This window comes from Paenibacillus sp. G34 (genome assembly GCF_056856875.1).
In genome coordinates this window covers 3,653,297-3,671,992 of the sequence record NZ_CM166469.1, presented here as the reverse complement: position 1 = coordinate 3,671,992, position 18,696 = coordinate 3,653,297, and the positions used below count along the sequence as shown (strand labels likewise).

19 protein-coding genes and 1 riboswitch are annotated in these 18,696 nt (G+C 44.4%); of the genes, 16 read left to right on the top strand and 3 right to left on the bottom strand.

Annotated features, from left to right (window positions below; all coding sequences use genetic code 11):
- Positions 1–3 precede the first annotated feature (3 nt).
- The 13 genes from AC1VYS_RS16545 (at position 4) to AC1VYS_RS16485 (ending at position 13,361) form a co-directional block, all read left to right on the top strand.
- A complete protein-coding gene (locus AC1VYS_RS16545) occupies positions 4–1,830 on the top strand; it encodes a pilus assembly protein CpaF (RefSeq protein ID WP_482910613.1) in 1,827 nt (608 codons plus the stop codon).
- On the top strand, positions 1,820–3,886 hold the full coding sequence (locus tag AC1VYS_RS16540) for a hypothetical protein (RefSeq protein ID WP_482910612.1): 2,067 nt from the start codon (positions 1,820–1,822) through the stop codon (positions 3,884–3,886). Before AC1VYS_RS16545 ends, AC1VYS_RS16540 begins: the two co-directional genes overlap by 11 nt.
- 63 nt (positions 3,887–3,949) lie before the next feature.
- Complete coding sequence (locus AC1VYS_RS16535) at positions 3,950–4,435, top strand: ABC transporter permease (RefSeq protein WP_090916729.1); 486 nt, start codon at positions 3,950–3,952, stop codon at positions 4,433–4,435.
- 16 nt (positions 4,436–4,451) lie between these two features.
- On the top strand, positions 4,452–4,850 hold the full coding sequence (locus AC1VYS_RS16530) for a hypothetical protein (protein WP_482910611.1): 399 nt from the start codon (positions 4,452–4,454) through the stop codon (positions 4,848–4,850).
- The gene (locus tag AC1VYS_RS16525; protein WP_482910610.1) at positions 4,847–5,398 is read left to right on the top strand and encodes a hypothetical protein; all 552 of its coding nucleotides are present in this window, start codon (positions 4,847–4,849) and stop codon (positions 5,396–5,398) included. The genes AC1VYS_RS16530 and AC1VYS_RS16525 overlap by 4 nt, the downstream gene beginning before the upstream one ends.
- On the top strand, positions 5,385–6,407 hold the full coding sequence (locus AC1VYS_RS16520) for a hypothetical protein (protein ID WP_482910609.1): 1,023 nt from the start codon (positions 5,385–5,387) through the stop codon (positions 6,405–6,407). The genes AC1VYS_RS16525 and AC1VYS_RS16520 overlap by 14 nt, the downstream gene beginning before the upstream one ends.
- A gap of 54 nt (positions 6,408–6,461) precedes the next feature.
- The gene (locus AC1VYS_RS16515) at positions 6,462–8,015 is read left to right on the top strand and encodes an ABC-F family ATP-binding cassette domain-containing protein (protein WP_482910608.1); all 1,554 of its coding nucleotides are present in this window, start codon (positions 6,462–6,464) and stop codon (positions 8,013–8,015) included.
- Positions 8,016–8,054: 39 nt separating this feature from the next.
- Positions 8,055–8,164: riboswitch (TPP riboswitch) on the top strand.
- A gap of 249 nt (positions 8,165–8,413) precedes the next feature.
- The gene (locus AC1VYS_RS16510; RefSeq protein ID WP_482915032.1) at positions 8,414–9,088 is read left to right on the top strand and encodes a thiamine phosphate synthase; all 675 of its coding nucleotides are present in this window, start codon (positions 8,414–8,416) and stop codon (positions 9,086–9,088) included.
- Between the two features lie 84 nt (positions 9,089–9,172).
- Positions 9,173–10,417, top strand: coding sequence for a glycine oxidase ThiO (thiO, locus tag AC1VYS_RS16505; RefSeq protein ID WP_482910607.1), 1,245 nt, complete (start codon positions 9,173–9,175; stop codon positions 10,415–10,417).
- Positions 10,414–10,617 (top strand): sulfur carrier protein ThiS, encoded by a 204-nt coding sequence (gene thiS, locus AC1VYS_RS16500; protein ID WP_482910606.1) that lies wholly within the window; start codon positions 10,414–10,416, stop codon positions 10,615–10,617. The genes thiO and thiS overlap by 4 nt, the downstream gene beginning before the upstream one ends.
- An 83-nt stretch (positions 10,618–10,700) precedes the next feature.
- On the top strand, positions 10,701–11,468 hold the full coding sequence (locus AC1VYS_RS16495; protein ID WP_482910605.1) for a thiazole synthase: 768 nt from the start codon (positions 10,701–10,703) through the stop codon (positions 11,466–11,468).
- A complete protein-coding gene (locus AC1VYS_RS16490) occupies positions 11,465–12,514 on the top strand; it encodes a ThiF family adenylyltransferase (RefSeq protein ID WP_482910604.1) in 1,050 nt (349 codons plus the stop codon). The genes AC1VYS_RS16495 and AC1VYS_RS16490 overlap by 4 nt, the downstream gene beginning before the upstream one ends.
- A gap of 145 nt (positions 12,515–12,659) precedes the next feature.
- Positions 12,660–13,361, top strand: coding sequence for a winged helix-turn-helix domain-containing protein (locus AC1VYS_RS16485; RefSeq protein ID WP_482910603.1), 702 nt, complete (start codon positions 12,660–12,662; stop codon positions 13,359–13,361).
- Positions 13,362–13,494: 133 nt separating this feature from the next.
- On the opposite strand, the gene AC1VYS_RS16480 is transcribed toward AC1VYS_RS16485, so the two are convergent.
- Both AC1VYS_RS16480 and AC1VYS_RS16475 read right to left on the bottom strand, forming a co-directional pair.
- Entirely contained in the window at positions 13,495–13,995 is a 501-nt protein-coding gene (locus AC1VYS_RS16480; RefSeq protein WP_482910602.1) for a C40 family peptidase, read from the bottom strand.
- 339 nt (positions 13,996–14,334) lie between these two features.
- Entirely contained in the window at positions 14,335–14,976 is a 642-nt protein-coding gene (locus AC1VYS_RS16475) for a thiamine diphosphokinase (protein ID WP_482910601.1), read from the bottom strand.
- Between the two features lie 187 nt (positions 14,977–15,163).
- On the opposite strand from AC1VYS_RS16475, the gene AC1VYS_RS16470 reads away from it, so the two are divergent.
- Positions 15,164–15,859 (top strand): trimeric intracellular cation channel family protein, encoded by a 696-nt coding sequence (locus tag AC1VYS_RS16470; protein WP_482910600.1) that lies wholly within the window; start codon positions 15,164–15,166, stop codon positions 15,857–15,859.
- Between the two features lie 6 nt (positions 15,860–15,865).
- A complete protein-coding gene (locus AC1VYS_RS16465) occupies positions 15,866–16,333 on the top strand; it encodes a low molecular weight protein-tyrosine-phosphatase (RefSeq protein WP_482910599.1) in 468 nt (155 codons plus the stop codon).
- A 204-nt stretch (positions 16,334–16,537) separates the two neighbouring features.
- Here the strand turns inward: AC1VYS_RS16465 and AC1VYS_RS16460 are convergent, their stop codons facing one another.
- Complete coding sequence (locus AC1VYS_RS16460) at positions 16,538–17,272, bottom strand: alpha/beta hydrolase (protein WP_482910598.1); 735 nt, start codon at positions 17,270–17,272, stop codon at positions 16,538–16,540.
- Between the two features lie 255 nt (positions 17,273–17,527).
- Between AC1VYS_RS16460 and pdhA the strand changes: the two genes are divergently transcribed.
- Positions 17,528–18,595 carry a pyruvate dehydrogenase (acetyl-transferring) E1 component subunit alpha gene (gene pdhA, locus AC1VYS_RS16455; RefSeq protein WP_090916691.1) on the top strand — a complete coding sequence of 356 codons (1,068 nt, stop codon included), beginning with the start codon at positions 17,528–17,530 and terminating at the stop codon, positions 18,593–18,595.
- Positions 18,596–18,696 lie beyond the last annotated feature (101 nt).

Here is an 18,696-nt window from a genome sequence, read left to right as displayed (position 1 = left end):
CCAATGGTTTGGAATGGGATTATTATAACGATTATTCTGATTGCAGGTATATATTATGTCTGGTTCAAGTATAGAGCTTATATTCGGGAGAAAAGTGGGCATGTACCTGAGCAGGAGTCTTTTACAATCGAGACATTAATTGAACAAGTTAAAAATTTATTGCATGAAGTAAGTCATAGCCAGCTTGCCGATGCAGGTTTACATGAGGAAGAGTATCGCCGCAGAATCAATCAGCGTGCTGAGATGAGAAAAGCGCTCAAAGGCTGTGTGTCTGGAAGCATCAGTGACAAGACATATGTCAAAAATCTGATTGGTGACTTGTTGACAAGAAGTATTGGTCTAAATAAATCCAATGTGGATGAAGTGATGATGTTCGCTGAACCCGAACGGTTAACCACGCAAGATCGCTTCGAGATCGTGTTTTATTTATACCGTCAACAATTTGGGACAGATGCACTCTCCAGAATGATCGACACGTATGATTTAGGTAAACTAAGGCTGGAAGAAGGTTCACAAGATGGCGGCAGTTATTATATTTCCGAGCGAGATATCCAGTATGTCTTTGATTGCGAATACCGGGAACTGGGTTTCAGAGAAAAGGTAGAAATTATCGTGCAGCGCATCTACCAGCACTATAAAGGATTCTCAGTCGTGGATGAGATCAGGGATCAACGGATCGATGGTGTAAGTGGCGGGGTAAGCGGGATTCTTGATACGCTCCCCCATATGGGGAATCACACACCTGCTTCCTGGAATGATCTTTTGGAACATGCTTTTGAGGATGAACATGACGAAGAACCGCTTAGCGGGATGGAGAGTGTTTGGATTTTTTATAAGGGTAAGTCCATACACCTGTCTTTTTTGAGCTTTGGCAGCATTCGTGAGTTGAAAAGAGTGTGTCAGAACATATACAAATACAATTATCCTGGTCAATTGTCAGAAGCAAGTGGTTATAAAGTGAATGAAATGAAAGACGGCTCACGTGTCGTCGTCGTGCGTCCTCCTTTTGCTGAATCATGGGCATTCTTTGTTCGCAAGTTTGATATTCCCAATGCTTCTCTTGAACAATTGATTACGGGTAACAACGCACAGATACCAATCGGGTTATTGCAATACTTGATGAAAGGCAGCCGGATTACAGCAGTGACAGGTGCTCAGGGTTCAGGTAAAACAACATTGTTGATGGCCATGGTGAAACATATCTATGCTTCCTATACTTTGCGAGTACAGGAGATGGCATTCGAGCTGCAATTAAGACGGATATATAGTCGCCGTAACATTCTGAGTTTTCGGGAAACAGAACATATATCGGGTCAGCAGGGACTGGATCTACAGAAAAAAACAGATGGGACAGTAAACATTCTCGGTGAGGTTGCGAGTGATGAGGTGGCTGCTTGGATGATACAGATGGCACAAGTGGCGAGCCTGTTCACTCTGTTTACGCATCACGCCAAGACATTTCGTGATCTGGTGTTTTCACTCCGGAATTCATTGCTCAAAACAGGCATGTTCCAGCATGAGCATATCGCCGAAGAACAGGTTGTCAGTGTCATTAACTTTGATGTCCATATGAAAAAAGATGCAGAGGGTCGCAGATATATTGAGCGAATCACCGAATGTATTCCCCATTCCCGCGAAGCTGTGGACGTTGAAGAGAGGGCGGGGTTCACATTTAGAAATGTAGTGGAGTATCAGCAAGGGAAATATGTGGCTACTGCTCCAATCTCCGCCGCGAGCATTTCGGATATGCAGGAACAAATGACGCTACCGGATGCCGAGAAATTCAGGCAGTTTGTCGGACAACACTGGGGTGAAAGCTATGAGCATTAAATGGATTTTGTTATTTGTAGTCGGTATTTGTGCCATTGGTTTAGCCACGACGTTAATTATTCTTCACATAATGCGGCGAAGAGAATCTGTCTCATCATACGCTGCCACGAATGTCGCCCGCATTCAAAGTAATAAGTACAGAAATTGGGGATCGTTTTTGTTGCAAGCGTATCAAGTTGGTATAAAGGTGCCCTTGCTTTCGGTATATATTTTACAGGTGCAAAAAAGAATATCCTACCGCTATGCCAAGGACGAACCAGCGCTTCGCAAAGTCACGATGACCGTTGTTCTGATTATTATGGGCGGGTATGGAAGTACCAGTGTTGCGCTGTTTTGGTTGCAGCCTGGCCTCACTTTTATCATTCTGGCCATCCTTTGTGCTGTCGTACTTAATAGTCTTGTACTGGATATGTGCTTGAGTCGTATGGAGAAAAAACTTCTGATGCAAATGCTTGATCTTTTCGCAGATGTAAGACATCGGTATCACCAACATGGAATGGTTGAGGAAGCACTGTATGAAGCGTCTGAGGCTGGGGCAGGAGAAGCCGCAGAGCAAGTGAGGTTGATCTATGAAGCGCTAACTTCCCCCGATCCCAATGAAGCACTTGAACGATATTATGAAGTGGCACCAAACCGTTTTCTCAAAGGTTTTGCGGGTGTTTCTTATATGGTAATGGAGTTTGGAGATAAGGACAAGCAGCAGGGTTCCATTTATCTTCAAGGATTAGGTAATCTGACTCAGGAGATACATCTGGAGATTTTGAGACGTGATCGGCTTGATTATCTGCTACAGGGATTAAATGTGATTGCTCTTGCGCCTGTTCTGTTTACAGGGCCAATTGAACGTTGGGCTCGAGTCAATTTCCCGACAATGGATGAATTTTATCACAGCAAGCTTGGTTTCATCACTAAAATATCCATCTACGTGATCATCATTGTTGCGTATTTGCTGTTACAACGTCTTCAGCAATATGATGAAACGCGCTATCGCTCTGGGCAGAAGGAACCCGGACTGGATCGGTTTCTGTACAAACAGTTCTTTATACGGAAAATGGCTATGCTTTTTGCTCCCAGACCCGGGACTGCCTCGTACGATCAGACGATCAGATTAATGAGAGAGAGCAATGCCGAGTTAAAATACGAATGGCTCGCGATTCGCAGATTAATGCTGTTCGCAAGTTGTCTGGTCCTGAGTGTAGGAATGACTCTTGCGTTGCATCAAGTCGAGCGTAATCACATCATGTATGATCCAATTAGGGATGACCGTATGTTTGGTGCAATGTCGGAGGCGGATATGAAAGTGGCCAGAGAGAAGACGGCGCTTGACGGAACGATTATGGCATATGTTGAAATGCAGCGTGGAGCCACATACGAGGATATCTCCAATGCTCTGTTACAACTTGCGCCAGTTCAACCTGACCATGATACACAGACTGCAACAATTCAGCGGATCATGTCAAAGATAGAGGCATATAACAACCAGTATTTGCGATGGTGGGAAGTTGTTTTGTCACTGTTCATAGGTATAGGCGGCTACTATCTGCCGATCTGGCTCATGTTGTTCCAACGTAAGATGCGAAGCTTGGATATGCGGCATGAAATCTATCAATTCCAGACGGTGATTTCCATTTTGCGTGAGATGGATCGTATGTCTGTGGAGGAGATTGTGGAATGGCTTAATCGATTCGCTGTTATTTTCAAAAGGCCACTGCAAAAGTGTCTACTTCACTTCGAACATGGTCCTGAACAAGCTCTTGAACAATTAAAAGAGGAAGTGGGCTTACCTGAATTTCAACGTTTAATTGATAAACTTCAACTCGCTTTAGGTAAAATATCCATTCGAGAAGCTTTTGATGATTTGGAAAGCATGATGGCCTTTTATTTTGAACAGCGGAAACAAGAATATAGCAAAATGATTGATGTCAAGGCAGGTTGGGGAAGAACGATCGGATTCACACCTATGTACGCTCTAATCTTCCTTTACCTCGTAATTCCGCTGGTTGGCATGAGTTTTATGCAAATGAACATGTATTATGAACAAATTCAGAAACTGTAGTGCTTGGCTTTTAGAAACATACGAACATTAAATCAAACATTTCACTCTAGGAGGGTATTTCATATGAATAATGCATCAAGTGCTTTAAAGGTGGCTGCAGGAATATTTTTGACCATTGCGTTGATTACGATTGTGGTGTTGTTATTTATTTCGGCTCAGGAGGCAACGAAAACAGCCCAGAATAACTTTGCAGATATTCAAACAGAATTGTCTCAGGCAGCATTTACCGTGTATGACGGAACAACCATCAGTGGTTCACAAGTGACCAATGCTTTACGGAAATACGCGGACAAGGACCAGTTTGGTATTCAGGTTATTACAGGTAAAAACAAAGGCGGACAGTGGTACGGCAATCAGCTCAACATCTCTCAGGACGTTAATAATGCGGACTATGGTTCTGTCATTGCCCCTGATGACAAGGTGGGTAGCATCAATCAGACGATGAGTGAAAAAGACAATCAATACGTTAATCCTAGCGGTAAATTCAAGGCCATTATCGTTAAAGACAGATCCAATGTGGTTAGAGGTCTGATCTTCCAGCAATCCTGACTGGAGCTGGTTAAACATGTCACGGAACACACAGCATCTGATGCTGTTCTGTACAGCGGTTGTCCTTTTTGTGACAGCCTGCCTGTACGGGCAGTGGAACATCCGTATTTTAAACGAGGCCTTGAACGACAGGGTGAAAACAAATGCAGCCATGGAAGGCAGAATACATACGACACTTCAGACGAGCGGAATGGTCAGTTATACAGGAGCTGAGGTTTTGCATACTGTGCGGCAAATGACAGGTACAGGGGTTCAAGTGGAGGTGGACGGTCATGCCTATATGATTGATCCACTTGTAGATCCATCAGCGATGATACCGCTTGAACTAAAGGGGAACTATCGACCTGATTATAACCGAAGTGCACTCGGAGAATTGTTAAAGCTTTCTTTTTGGAAGGAGGTAGAGAGACCGTGATCAATGCAGCATCCAAGTTGTTTGCGGTATTGCTTGCCGTTCTTCTGCTCTATGTGTATCCTGCGGCAGAGGCCGCCGAACGTCAGGATGATATTGCGCGCTTGACTGCGACTCAGAGTGTCACCCGATTTGTGGATGCTGTCCGCACTAAGGGATATATCTCACCTCGAATGCTGATGGAATTCCAAGAACAGCTGGCACAAACCGGAAACAATTATGATATTTCCATGGAACATTTACATAAAAAATATGTTCCTCACTATACAGATCCGATAATTCAAAGCAGCTTCATGGGTACATATGAGGTGGTTTACGATGCGTACTACTTGTCCCAGATTCAGGAGCGTTTATATCCATTGCCTAGTACACTGTCTGTTGGTGATCCGGGGCGCAGATATACACTAAACATGGGTGATTTCTTCACTGTCAGTCTTAAAAGCACCAATCGTACACCTTCTATGATGATACGGGAATGGTTACAAGGCACAGCCCAGGCTTCTGCGGTTTTTGCTTCGTATGGAGGCATGGTATTGAATGAAGATTACTGAGCTTTCCATTGTTTTTGTACTCATTTTCTTTCCTCTCTTTTACATGCTAACGTTTCATACACATGATGCGCAAAAGGCCAGTGAACTGTCATATCGCTACCAAGCAGCACTTCAAACCGCGGTGATGGATGCTGGTGCAGTCATGCACCAGAATGAAAAACAAGATGCTGAAGCAGGTTATGATTCTACCAAGTTCGTGAAGGCGGATAAGGAGCTGGCTTTGTCCACCTTTACCCAAACGATGGCATTAAACATGGGAATACAGGATGACAAGGTGGCTATCCAACATATGTTTGACTATATCCCGGCGATCGTGATTCTGGATTACGATGGTTATTATATTTTTGCTAAGGAAACCGAGATGACAGGAACGATGGAAGCATCTTTCAGACAGGTGTGGAGCCCGAAAAAGCCTTATACCTATTCAGATTCGGAAGGGAACAGCATTAACTTCACACTTGATGGTTATGTACATGCTTATGATGTTAGAGCAGGGAAATGGATCGAAGGCTTTCAGTATGAATTGGCTACGAGTTCGACAATTACACTGCTTCAGGATTCAACGCTTTTTGAACAGGTACGGCGCAGCCACATCGTGACTCGTGTTCAGGACGATCTTGCGGGTGTAATCAATCGCCATAATGAGTTCGCAAGAAAAAATGGAGTGTCTTATTTGTTTACGATGCCCTTAATCTCACAAGAAGATTGGTACAATTCGATCAATGATACAGGTATCATGGCTTTTATACAGGGCATTGCCAAAGGGAATGAGAAGATTAACAATTATGCGATTGGCGGAGGTAGACTGGTCAAAAAAACAGCAGTTGTTGGCGGAGTTGATACCTCAACAGGGATTAAGTATCATTATCCTGCCACCTGTAACCCCGGTTTTCGTGCTGAAGAGGTATTTACGACTGCAAAGCAGGCAGCGGCCAGGGGTTACTTTGAATATGATTGCTCTGCCCATTTTTCATTACTTTCAGAAAAGACTGAACCTGTGCTAGAATAGGGGTTTGAAACGATAACTAAAAGTAATGTAAATAGATAGGAGCAGTCTCATCTTATGAGTTTATTGTCAGTAGAGAACGTCAGTCACAATTTTGGAGACCGTACGTTGTTTAAAAATGTTTCTTTTCGTCTACTTGCCGGAGAACGAGTTGGTCTGGTTGGAGCTAACGGTGCCGGAAAATCAACCCTCATGAATATCCTGACGGGAAAATTGCTTAAGGATAGCGGTAAAGTGGAATGGACACCTAAGGTCCGTTACGGTTATCTTGATCAACACACGAAGTTAACACCAGGCAAAACGATTCGTGATGTACTCAAAGATGCTTTTCTCCCATTGCTGGAACTGGAAAAAGAAATGATGGCGATTACGGATCAGATGGCTGATGCCGATCCAGAGAAGCTGGAACAATTGCTCGAAGATATGGGCGAGATTCAGGAACAGCTGGACCAGGGCGATTTTTATCTGATCGATGTGAAAGTGGAAGAAATGGCAAATGGTTTGGGATTAAATGCCATTGGTCTTGATCGGGATGTTGCGGCTCTTAGTGGTGGACAACGCACGAAGGTACTTCTCGCGAAGTTATTATTGGAGAAACCTACTGCCCTTCTATTGGATGAGCCGACCAACTATCTGGATGTAGAGCATATTGAGTGGCTAACACGTTATTTGAAAGACTATCCCTATGCTTTTCTGCTGATCTCTCATGATACGGAGTTCATGAATGAAGTTGTTAATGTTATCTATCATTTGGAGTTTGCCAAATTGACTCGGTACGCTGCAAACTATGATAAATTCCTGGAGATGGCAGATATGCAGAAAGCACAGCATATTGATGCCTACGAGAAGCAACAGGAATACATCAAAAAGCAGGAAGATTTCATTCAACGCAACAAAGCTCGAGCTTCGACCTCAGGTCGAGCGAAAAGCCGGGAAAAACAACTTGGAAAGGTCGAGCGAATTGATCGACCAGACGAAGCCGCGAAACCAACATTTAAGTTCAAGGATGCGCGCGCGAGTAGTAAAACTGTTTTTGAAGGTATCGACTTTGAAATTGGTTATACGTATCCTCTATTACCCAAGATGACGATGACGATTGAACGTGGAGAAAAGATTGCCATTGTGGGATGTAACGGGGTAGGTAAATCAACACTCCTCAAAACAATTTTGGGCAAAATTGCGCCGATCAGCGGTAAAACATTCCTTGGAGATTATCTGGAGACAGCTTACTTCGAGCAGGAAGTGCGAGCGGGAAATATTACACCGATCGATGATGTATGGAACGAGTTTTCACATTTGACACAGAATGAAGTGCGAGGTCACCTTGCACGCTGTGGTCTGAAAAATGAGCATATCACTCGTCCTCTTAACATGCTAAGTGGAGGAGAGCAGGCTAAAGTCCGATTGTGTAAGCTGTTGATGCGTGAAAGCAACTGGGTTCTGTTTGACGAACCGACGAACCATCTGGATGTAACGGCGAAGGCTGAACTGCAGCGTGCGTTGCAGGAATACAAGGGAACTGTTTTGCTTGTATCTCACGAACCGGATTTTTATGAAGGCTGGGTCACCAAAACATGGAATGTAGAAGAGTGGTCTGAAAAAGCACAATGACAAAAAAAACCGGTTGTGGTAATATAGGCTACAACTTCATATGAACACTAGGGGGGCCGCACGATGCGGCTGAGATGGAAGAATGCGATTCCGGACCCTTTGCACCTGATCTGGATCATACCAGCGTAGGGAAGTGGCGCGTTTCAGCAAAAACGATAGTAAATGATTCTTCAATGTTAAGATGGGATCTTTACTACATCGTGATACAGGCATCTCAATACATGAGCAGACAGTTATAGGGTTACGGATTAGACTGTTTACCAGGTATTCGTCGAATGTTTGTTATTGAACTGAACCTTTTTTATACGCAGCCACTCCCTACGGGAGTGGCTTTTTTTGATTTTATTTTCGTTAGGACGTTCTCAAATCTGAAAGGAGGGAAAACGAGATTGCATCCAATGGTGACTGAGCATGAAGAGAACGAATTAAATGAACGGTCCCCAAGCCATCCTTTTTTTGAGTTACATGTGATATCTACGAATCAAGGTGAACGGGTAGCTATGCTAAAAGCAGCCAAAGAGATATGGCCTTATGTGCAATGCATTCACATCCGCGAAAAGCAGCTTTCGCAGCAGGAATGCTTCAACTGGGCGAAGTTGATGGTAGAGTCGGGTGTCCCAGCCTCCCGCATTGTGATCAACGGTGCGAACCTGTTTTCATCAGGCGATTTTTATCAAGGGACACATTGGAGCCAAGATATGCTGCAAAAAGCGAAAGTAACGATAACGCAGAAAAACAAACATAACCTGCGGCTTCGGTTAGGAATATCCGTGCATTCCTTGCACGAAGCAAAAATTGCAGAAGAGTATGGCGCAGATTATCTTTTTTTCGGGCATGTATACCCAAGTGCAAGCAAACCGGATATAACACCAAGGGGATTAGAAGCGTTAACCGAAGTATGCTCTAGTGTGAAAGTACCTGTTATAGCAATCGGTGGGATTGAGACGAATAACATTCAGGCCGTTATATCTGCGGGAGCCAGGGGGGCCGCTGTCATCTCAGGTGTATTACAACAAAAAAATCCGGCCCATGCTGCCGCTCTTTTAAAACAGGCTATGGAAGCGGTAAAGTGAATGATTCTCCATCAAAATAACGTGAATGATCTCAATTAAGCATTATCTGAATGTTGCTTAAAATGCAATCAAGGAGATGAGAAAATGAATCAGAGCGGAATGAGTCCACTCGAGGGAACTGTCGCCCCATCGAATGATGAACATAAGGTTACAACAATGTCTATATCCTCAACTTCAACAGAATCACAGGGAGCTTTGCATTCAGAAACGATCATTGTGGGCGGAGGGGTTATAGGCTGTGCGATTGCTTTTGAGCTGGCATCGAGAGGCCAGGAAGTACTTCTTGTTGAGCAATCCCAGATTGCCGGTGGAGCCTCCAGCGCAGCTGCCGGCATGCTTGCAGCAGATAGTGAAGCTTTTGCACACCCAGTCATGGCAAAAGCCGCGTATGATAGCAGAGAATTGTTGCATAAGCACAAAGAGCATTTATCCGCTCTGAGTGGTATAGATTTTGGATTGAGGCGCAGCGGGTTTATCACACCGTTTCGATCATATAGTGATTTAAATCGATACAAGGACAAACAGAAAGCTTCTTCGGGCGCAGAGCAATTTTGGTGGGACCGTCCCACGGTGCAACGAGAAGCAGAATGGCTGAACAGGGAAACCTATGGCGCTTATTACAGACCGCTGGAGAGTGAAGCGTTGCCTGTGTCGTTGACTAGAGCTTATGCGAGGTCAGCCCAAATGATGGGTGCGCGGATATGGGAAGGAGTACAGGATGTGCGTCTGGTCGTGAACAACGATGGAGTGCAAGGGGTTGCCACTGCCAAGGGTGATATATCTTGTAAACATGTTATCGTGGCAGCTGGTTTGCATGGAGGGGAACTAATGCATCAGGTAGGAGAGAACTTGCCTTCTAGACCTGTGAAAGGTGAAATTATGGCCATCCGTTTTCCACAAGATCAAGCGCTATACAAACCTGATCGCACGGTATATGCAGAAGATGTTTACATCGTTCCAAAAGCAAATGGCGAGGTGTGGATTGGAGCAACCAGTTTGCCAGGAAGAAAAGATCACAGCGTATCTGCAAATAGTGTGCAACGATTACTTGGTGCGGCAAGTTATTGGGTTCCGGGAATCAAGGGGGCAGACTTTGTACGGGCATGGGCGGGAGTAAGACCAGCCACCCCGGATGGGCTGCCGTATATAGGAAAATGTGAAAACATTGCTGGCTTGTACACAGCGTATGGCCATTTTCGCAATGGAATATTACTTAGTGCGATAACTAGTCAATGGATTGCTGACATGCTGGAGGGTAAAAGTGCGCAAGAAATCGGAATTGAAGCATTCTCGCCAGATCGCTTGAAGAGAAAGGGTGTTATGTTGTGAACATTATTGTGAATGGCCAAAAGATGCAGGTTGACGACGGGGTGAATCGTGTCGATAAATTACTGCAATCATTCAACCTGCAAGTGAAAACGGTAGTGGTTGAATTGAACCGCAATATTTTGACCAAAGATCACCATGAAACAACTACTTTAAGAGAAGGCGATCGGATTGAGATCGTTCATTTTGTCGGAGGTGGCTAAACAAAGTAATACTCGGGCGATGGTTGAAAACGATGGATCAGCAGTTAATGGTAAAAAATGTAAAATACTTAGGGGGTCATAGGGTGTTAACTATTGGAAAATACTCGTTTGAATCAAGGTTGTTGCTTGGAACAGGCAAATTCAGTGATTTGGAAGTCCAGAGCCAAGCTGTGGAAGCCTCAGGAACGGAAGTATTAACCTTTGCAGTACGTCGTCTGAATCTGGAGGAGACGGGCAAACAGCACTTTCTGGATACATTGGATTTAAGCAAATATACGCTACTGCCCAACACAGCAGGTGCCTCAACTGCTGAGGAAGCTGTAAGAATTGCAGAGCTTGCGCGGGCTTCGGGGCTTTGTGATATGATAAAAGTCGAAGTCATCGGGGACGGAGTCACGTTACTCCCTGATCCGATTGAAACGTACAACGCTTGCAGCATTTTGCTTGAAAAAGGATTCACTGTACTACCCTATATCTCGGACGACGTCATTTTAGCTAAACGGCTCCAGTTGCTGGGCGTACATGCAGTCATGCCAGGAGCTTCTCCGATCGGTGCAGGCAGAGGGATTATCAATCCGTATAATCTGGAAATCATCATCGAACAGGCTGTAGTGCCTGTTATTGTAGATGCAGGTTTGCGGTCACCCAAAGATGCCGCTTATGCCATGGAACTTGGGGCGGATGGCGTTCTGCTTAACACGGCTGTATCTGGATCGAGTAATCCGGTTAACATGGCAAAAGCAATGCGACTTGGAGTTGAAGCCGGTAGGCTGGCTTACGAATCAGGCATGATTCCAATGAAGCGTTATGCTACAGCAAGCAGTCCGGTGGAAGGAATGGTTCATACATGACAGATCAGTTACATCACGCGGAGCAGGCGGATCGCTATTCCAGACAGGAACGATATGCGCCATTCGGTAGAGAAGGTCAAGCAAGATTAAAGGATAGCAAGGTTCTCATTATTGGAGCTGGGGCACTCGGAACGGGGATTGCAGAAACGCTGGTTCGTTCTGGTGTTGGACAAATTACCATCGTAGACCGAGACTATGTGGAATGGAGCAACCTGCAGCGGCAACAGCTGTATGTGGAACAGGATGCCATAGATCGTATGCCGAAAGCTATGGCGGCGGTCAAACGCCTAACAGCCATTAATTCAACAGTCCGTATCGATGCGAAAGTGATGGATGTGCGAGTGGACGAGTTGGAAGAGCTTGTTGGGCAAACCGATCTAATCATGGATGCAACCGATAATTTTGATACAAGACTGCTTATTAATGATATGGCACAGAAACATCAAATTCCTTGGATTTATGGCGGGTGTGTGGGCAGTTACGGTATAACGTACACGTTTTTACCTGGCGATACACCTTGCTTGAACTGCCTTTTGGGTGAAGTTCCGCTTGGTGGGGATACTTGTGATACGTCTGGTATCATTCCTCAAGCGGTGCAGATGGTGACGGCCAATCAGACAGCAGAAGCGATGAAGCTGTTAAGCGGTAACTCAGCTGCTCTGCGCCGTAAATTGTTGTCATTTGATGTATGGCGAAACGAGTACATATCCATTAATGTGGACGGGGCAAAAAAGCAAGACTGTGCTTCATGCAGCAAAGCAGCCACTTATCCGTTCCTGTCCGCATCCAATCTGGAGAAAACCGATGTGTTGTGTGGCAGGGACACTGTTCAGATTCGTCCTGCGCGCCGTATGCAACTGGATCTTCCGCAGACAGCAGATCGATTGGAACGGCTTGGTGAAGGTAAGGTGGAAATGAATCCTTTTCTGGTGTCATTCACAACGGGTCAACATCGGTTGGTTATTTTTCAGGATGGTCGTGTGCTTGTTCACGGAACAAAAGATACGGCGGAAGCACGTACATTGGTTCATCGCTATTTTGGCTGAGTCACATTAAACATTTGCCTTAAATATCCTTCATCTACTAACAAAGTCTGTTCCCTTGGGAATGGACTTTTTCTTTTTATGGCATCCTAACTGTACAATCCATGCCAAGTAGCGGCGACGGAATACAGACGGGCCGGGTGAAAAAATGAAGACAACCATCATCCTAGTGGGTACTGGTGAGTTAGTGCACCGGATCGAGCATGTTATGCAAGACGAGGGCTATGAAATAAAGCATATTGAATGGCCTGAATTGAACGACAAGATAGATATAAAATCAACTCGATCACATCTAATCATCTTAGTGGATCGAGAGCCAGGACATGTGAATCAGAGTGAACAGGATAAAATAGCTTTAAAAAAATGGATGAATCAAGGCTTATCCATACCTTTAATGGTTATTATTCCTGAAAATTCTCCCCAGCGAGTTATCGATTGGCTTGATTTTGGAGCGAATGATGTAATGGAAGAGCCTCTACATTGGAAAGTTATGCTTGCCAGAATTCGCAGCCTGCTCCGGTTGTTCGCAAGTGCAACACATGAAGGCGAGGAGATGATTGTGGTTCAAGATCTCAGGCTTAATCTTCGCTCGCGAAGAGTGAGTCGTGGAGGACAATATCTGAACTTAACGCCTAAAGAATATGAACTATTAGAATTTTTGGCGATGCACGTGAACGAAGCTTGTACAAGAGGCGATATTTTGCGTGAGGTGTGGGGCTATGAGTTCGTGATGGATACCAACGTTGTTGACGTGTACATTAAACATCTGCGGGTAAAAGTGGATAAAGGAAGAGATGTGAAGCTGATCCAGACAGTTCGAGGAGTCGGGTATATGTTGGAGGGTGGCTGATTTCAATAGAAAACCCACCATTCTCCAGTTTGAAAGAAGGCTTGAACTGGGTATTTATAAGGACAGGATGATATGAAAAAACCGGATCAATTGATCCGGTCATCAGCTAGATTATATTAAGAGAGAAGTTGGTCTAGAGGACGCGGCGAGCCGTAATGTACGTTCTTTTCCACGTACCAGAGTTCAGATCTGACAAGGTCACGCCCGGTGAGCCGTAAGTGTGAAGAATTTTGCCGTTTCCTGCGTACACACCAACATGTGTAACATTAGAACCGGTGGAGCGGCTGCCGCTTGAGAAGAAGACCAGATCACCAACACGAAGATTGGCTTTGGACACAAACTTACCTTCTTTGGATTGCTTTGCGGAAGTGCGCGGAAGATCTACACCATACTTTTTGAAAATGTACTTCATAAAAGAAGAGCAGTCAAAGTTTCTGGTTGTCGTTGTTGAAGCACCAAATTTATATGGAGTTCCAGTGAATTTTTTACCATAGTTAACAATTTGTTGTCCTGTTGATACCGATGAAGTTGCGGCTTGTGCAACAGGTGCATTTGTCATTAATACAGCTCCAAAACCTAGTGTAGCGCACAACCCGACGGTTACGGCCTTTTGGATGAAGAAGTTTGTTTTCATGTAGTTAGTACCTCCAAAATTCGTTTTCGTTAAGTTGCTAGAGCGAGTATAACAGCTTTGTAACACCCTAGAAATTGGATACATAAGCAAAAAGCCTGATAGGCCAGTCGTTTGCACGTATTTATTAAAATACGATTAAAAATGTCAAAAAATTAATCATTGACGAATGGGAAACAAGATTAAAAACAAAAACCCCCTTGAAAATCAAGGGGGTATCTTCATATAAGTCTATTTTATCTGCAAGATTCAGGTTACAAAAACGTAATAATTAAATGCTAAACTACGAGCGATAAACATTATAATTGTTCTAAAGTATCGCAGTCGGAGCGATTCTAATCATCAATCCTTGCTCTGAATAATAAGCAACATGCCGCTATCAATTGATACTGTGCCCGATTCGTCGAGTAATTTGTTACTAATGCCCAAGGATTGTCCCATACGTATGGTGGCTTGCTCGAGGGGATACATGAATCCTTCCAGATTTATTCCTGTGACCTCATGCGTTAAAGGGAGTAGAGACACATAGGTATACCCTCGCTGCTCTACGATCGCACTGGAGGTGGTCAATGTCATATAATTGTGCTCGTCCTGAAGCGCACAGGAGATATGATGCTGCATAGCCCGAACCATAATATGAACATTGGCAAGTGTATGATCCATTCGAGTGCCTGTTGCACCAAAGATGAGAATATGAGTAGGTTCATGATCAAGGGCCGTCTCAAACGCCATTTCGGTATCTGTAAGGTCTTTATGAATCGGGTCACAAGCAATAAACTCTACGCTGTTGCTGCTTACGATCTCTCGTTCATCATCTGTAATGGAATCGAAGTCGCCCACTGCGATGTGTGGTTTGATACCGTGCTCGATTAAATACAGCGCACCGCGGTCTGCTGCAATAATGACGTCATCGGGTTTAATCTCCTGAAGGAATTGCTTGGCGAGTTGTCCTCCTGTGAAAATGACAATACGTTTATGATGCATTCTATTTCATCCTTCCTTATTTATAGAGGGAATACATTTCAGGGTTATTAAATAATTCTGTACCAAAGCTCTAAACTATACACCAATCCAGTATAATCGACAAAATGTGGTTGCACAATTTCCGTACTCGCGGATACAATGGGAAGAGCGACATGGAGATGACTTGAAAAGTGAGGTTTGAACAGCGTTGGACTTACACATTTTTGAAGTATTCAGCATTATTGGTACGATCGCATTTGCAATGTCCGGTGCATTTGTAGCCATGGAAGAGGAATATGATATTTTGGGCGTACTTGTGCTTGGGCTAGTCACAGCATTCGGAGGCGGAGTGATCCGGAATGTGCTCATTGGTGTGCCTGTAACGACATTATGGAGCCAGGGCTCGTTAATTATGCTTGCACTGATTTCGGTAGCCGTTGCTTTTGTATTACCTTTGAAGTGGATTGGTCACTGGAAACGCACAGAAGCCTTATTTGATGCGATTGGACTAGCTGCGTTTGCGATACAAGGCGGATTGTATGCGGCCAACATGGGCCATCCAATTAGTGCCGTGATTGTTGCAGCTGTATTGACGGGAATTGGCGGAGGTATCATTCGGGATCTTCTTGCCGGACGTAAACCGCTTGTTCTACGTGATGAGATCTATGCAGTGTGGGCAATGGCAGCGGGATTTGCCATCGGAATGGGTTGGTTTACAACAAACATTGGATTGCTGATTTGTTTTGTAACAGTTGTCTTTTTCCGGATGTGTTCTGTACATTATAAATGGAAGCTGCCACGTCGTTCGTTGACTCCAAGCGAAAACGTCAATCTGAAGCCGGAGAATCTGCTTCCGCAGCATGCACCGTCTGTGATTCAAGGGACTTTGAGCAAAGGAGAGTAACATAAAATGATTAACGTTGTATTTGTATGTCTAGGGAACATTTGCAGATCACCTATGGCAGAAGCGGTTATGCGCCATAAGGTTCTGGAGAAAGGGCTTGGAGAACAGATTCGTATTGATTCGGCTGGTACAGGCAACTGGCACGTGGGAAAACCTCCGCATGAGGGGACACGTAAGTTGTTGGATGGATATCAAATCTCCTATGCCAATATGACCGCAAGACAATTTGTGAGTGGAGACTTCACTGAATTTGATTACATTATATGCATGGATAATTCCAACGCAGAGAATGTGCGAATCCTGCCGGGCGGGGAAGAGGCAGAGATTATCAAGTTCATGAACTTGCTGCCAAACGAAAAGCTCAGAGAAGTACCGGATCCATATTACACAGGTAACTTTGAAGAAGTGTACGAGCTGGTTAACGCAGGTTGCGATGTATTGTTGAACAAAATTAGAGAAGAGCAATCCTTATAAAAGCATTGGTGAAATGGCAAAGAAGCAGGAACGAACCGAATCTTGCTTCTTTTTCAGGGCATGAATGTAAGCGGTAACAAATAGTTGGCGAAAAGATAAAAAAAGAAAAGCGGCTATGGTGCGGCCGCCTGTTCAACAAAATGTGAGATTGTTCATGAGACTGTTTGATAGGTTCCTGAAGGATAATTGTGTGATGTGCTTCTATTAACCTTCTTGCAAAAAGTAAAGCAAAGCATCCGGCAGTTCTTTTTGCCAGAAGCCCCACTGGTGATTCCCGTCTTTCTCCTGATAGGAGACGAGAGCACCACGTTTCTCCAGCAGATCCCGAGTATCCCGGTTCAGTTGAACAAAATCGTACGTTCCGGTGTCGGCTTCAAACGCCGTCTCCTGCAAACCGACAATCATCCAGATCGACAACCAGGACAAGTCTTCGGCAGCCGCATAGATTTCCTGGGAAGCAGAGTAGAACGCACCAGACATGCTGATGACACGGGTAAAGAGGTCCGGATACATCAGTGCCAGATGTAATGAAACACTGCCTCCAAGCGAATCACCGGCAAGAACTCGTTCCTGCGAAGAGCTTCTTACAGGATATTTCTCTTCTACATAGGGAATAATCTCTTCTGCAAAGCACTTTGTATAGGCTTCGAATCGGCTGCCAAAGGGAGCGTACTCCTGAGTCCTCACAGAGACGTCCACCTGAACTCCTACAATAATGAAAGGTTCGGCGCCTTCATCCAGAATGATCCGATTTGCCGTCGTAGCAATTCGGCCAAAGTTGAAAAACTCTTCGCCATCCTGACAATAAACGACAGGGTAGCTGAGCAGTTCGTTGTAGCCTGGGGGAAGATAGATGCGCAAGGTGCGTTTCTCACCGAGATAACGGCTTTCAATCTCTTCCTTAACAATTGTGCGTTTCAAATAGCGGGAATCCGTCATAAAACGTCACCTTTCCGGGTTATTTTTTGCATTCGACCTTGCAATACGGTAAGATTAACCTGGTGCGGGGATAGGTCGAACACGCAATCATGTATTATGCTGTTATACCAATATTAAACCTCTGTTATACATACAATCCGAAAGGAAACATAAAAATATTACGGATTTCTTTGACGTATGCAGTGAAACAGGTGTATAATAATAATATAACAGCGGAACTTGATATTCAAATTTTTTGTTGAGGTGAAGAAAAAAATGAGCAAGGTTCCTTATGAAGTGTATACAGAGGATGTAGAAGCTCTGTCCGTGCTGTCTCCTGACGGCGAAATTGTTAACAAAGACATGATGCCTAAACTGTCCGATGATCAATTAAAAGAAATTATGTACCGCATGGTATTTACCCGTACTTGGGATGACCGTGCAGTAAACCTGGGCCGTCAAGGTCGTCTTGGTTTCTATGCTCCAGTATCTGGTCAAGAAGCTACAATGGTTGGTAGTGAATTTGCAATTGAAAAAGAAGACTTTGTATGTCCTGGCTATCGTGACATTCCGCAACTCGTATGGCATGGACTTCCTCTTTATCAAGCATTCTTGTACTCCCGTGGACACCAACATGGTGGACAAATCCCGGATGGCGTTAACGTGTTGATGCCGCAAATCATCATTGGTGCTCAAATTCTGCACGCAATGGGTATTGCTATGGGTTACAAATTGAAGAAACAAAAACAAGTAGTTATCACATACACAGGTGATGGCGGTTCTTCCGAAGGTGACTTCTATGAAGGTCTGAACTACGCTGGTGTATACAAACTGCCTGTAATCTTCTTCGTGCAAAACAATGGTTATGCCATCACAACTCCTTTTGCTAAACAAACAGCAGCTCTGTCCATCGCTCACAAAGCGGTAGCAGCAGGGATCAAAGGTGTTAAAGTTGACGGTATGGACATCTTCGCTGTTATCAAAGCGGTGCAGGAAGCTGCTGAACGCGGACGTAACGGAGAAGGCGCTACTTTGATCGAAGCGGTAACGTATCGTTTCCGTCCACACTCCCTTTCTGATGATGCTTCCAAGTATCGTACAAAAGAAGAAGAGGCTGAGTGGAGCGAAAAAGATCCAATCGCACGTTTCGCTAAGTATCTGGAGAAAAAAGGTCTGTGGACTGAAGAAGATACAGCACGTGTGAAAGAAGAAGCAAAAGCAAAAGTGAACGAAGAGATTAAAAAAGCGGAAAAAACCGAGAAAATGACGATTTCAGGCTTGATCGACAGCATGTTCGAACAAACGCCTAAGCACTTGGAAGAGCAAAAAGCTGATTTCCAATAAGTTTTTTCCGATAAAGCATAAACATCCGGCGCCAGCACTGGTGTCTCGGTATACATGTATGAATTCAAATGTGAACTGTCAATGTTTAAGGAGGAAATGAA

Excerpts from the sequence above, each read along its gene's own strand:
- AC1VYS_RS16545 (WP_482910613.1), top strand. The coding sequence starts at position 4 with ATGGTTTGGAATGGGATTATTATAACGATTATTCTGATTGCAGGTATA.
- AC1VYS_RS16540 (WP_482910612.1), top strand. The coding sequence starts at position 1,820 with ATGAGCATTAAATGGATTTTGTTATTTGTAGTCGGTATTTGTGCCATT.
- AC1VYS_RS16535 (WP_090916729.1), top strand. The coding sequence starts at position 3,950 with ATGAATAATGCATCAAGTGCTTTAAAGGTGGCTGCAGGAATATTTTTG.
- AC1VYS_RS16530 (WP_482910611.1), top strand. The coding sequence starts at position 4,452 with ATGTCACGGAACACACAGCATCTGATGCTGTTCTGTACAGCGGTTGTC.
- AC1VYS_RS16520 (WP_482910609.1), top strand. The coding sequence starts at position 5,385 with ATGAAGATTACTGAGCTTTCCATTGTTTTTGTACTCATTTTCTTTCCT.
- AC1VYS_RS16515 (WP_482910608.1), top strand. The coding sequence starts at position 6,462 with ATGAGTTTATTGTCAGTAGAGAACGTCAGTCACAATTTTGGAGACCGT.
- AC1VYS_RS16510 (WP_482915032.1), top strand. The coding sequence starts at position 8,414 with ATGGTGACTGAGCATGAAGAGAACGAATTAAATGAACGGTCCCCAAGC.
- thiO (WP_482910607.1), top strand. The coding sequence starts at position 9,173 with ATGAATCAGAGCGGAATGAGTCCACTCGAGGGAACTGTCGCCCCATCG.
- AC1VYS_RS16490 (WP_482910604.1), top strand. The coding sequence starts at position 11,465 with ATGACAGATCAGTTACATCACGCGGAGCAGGCGGATCGCTATTCCAGA.
- AC1VYS_RS16485 (WP_482910603.1), top strand. The coding sequence starts at position 12,660 with ATGAAGACAACCATCATCCTAGTGGGTACTGGTGAGTTAGTGCACCGG.
- AC1VYS_RS16480 (WP_482910602.1), bottom strand. The coding sequence starts at position 13,995 with ATGAAAACAAACTTCTTCATCCAAAAGGCCGTAACCGTCGGGTTGTGC.
- AC1VYS_RS16475 (WP_482910601.1), bottom strand. The coding sequence starts at position 14,976 with ATGCATCATAAACGTATTGTCATTTTCACAGGAGGACAACTCGCCAAG.
- AC1VYS_RS16465 (WP_482910599.1), top strand. The coding sequence starts at position 15,866 with ATGATTAACGTTGTATTTGTATGTCTAGGGAACATTTGCAGATCACCT.
- AC1VYS_RS16460 (WP_482910598.1), bottom strand. The coding sequence starts at position 17,272 with ATGACGGATTCCCGCTATTTGAAACGCACAATTGTTAAGGAAGAGATT.
- pdhA (WP_090916691.1), top strand. The coding sequence starts at position 17,528 with ATGAGCAAGGTTCCTTATGAAGTGTATACAGAGGATGTAGAAGCTCTG.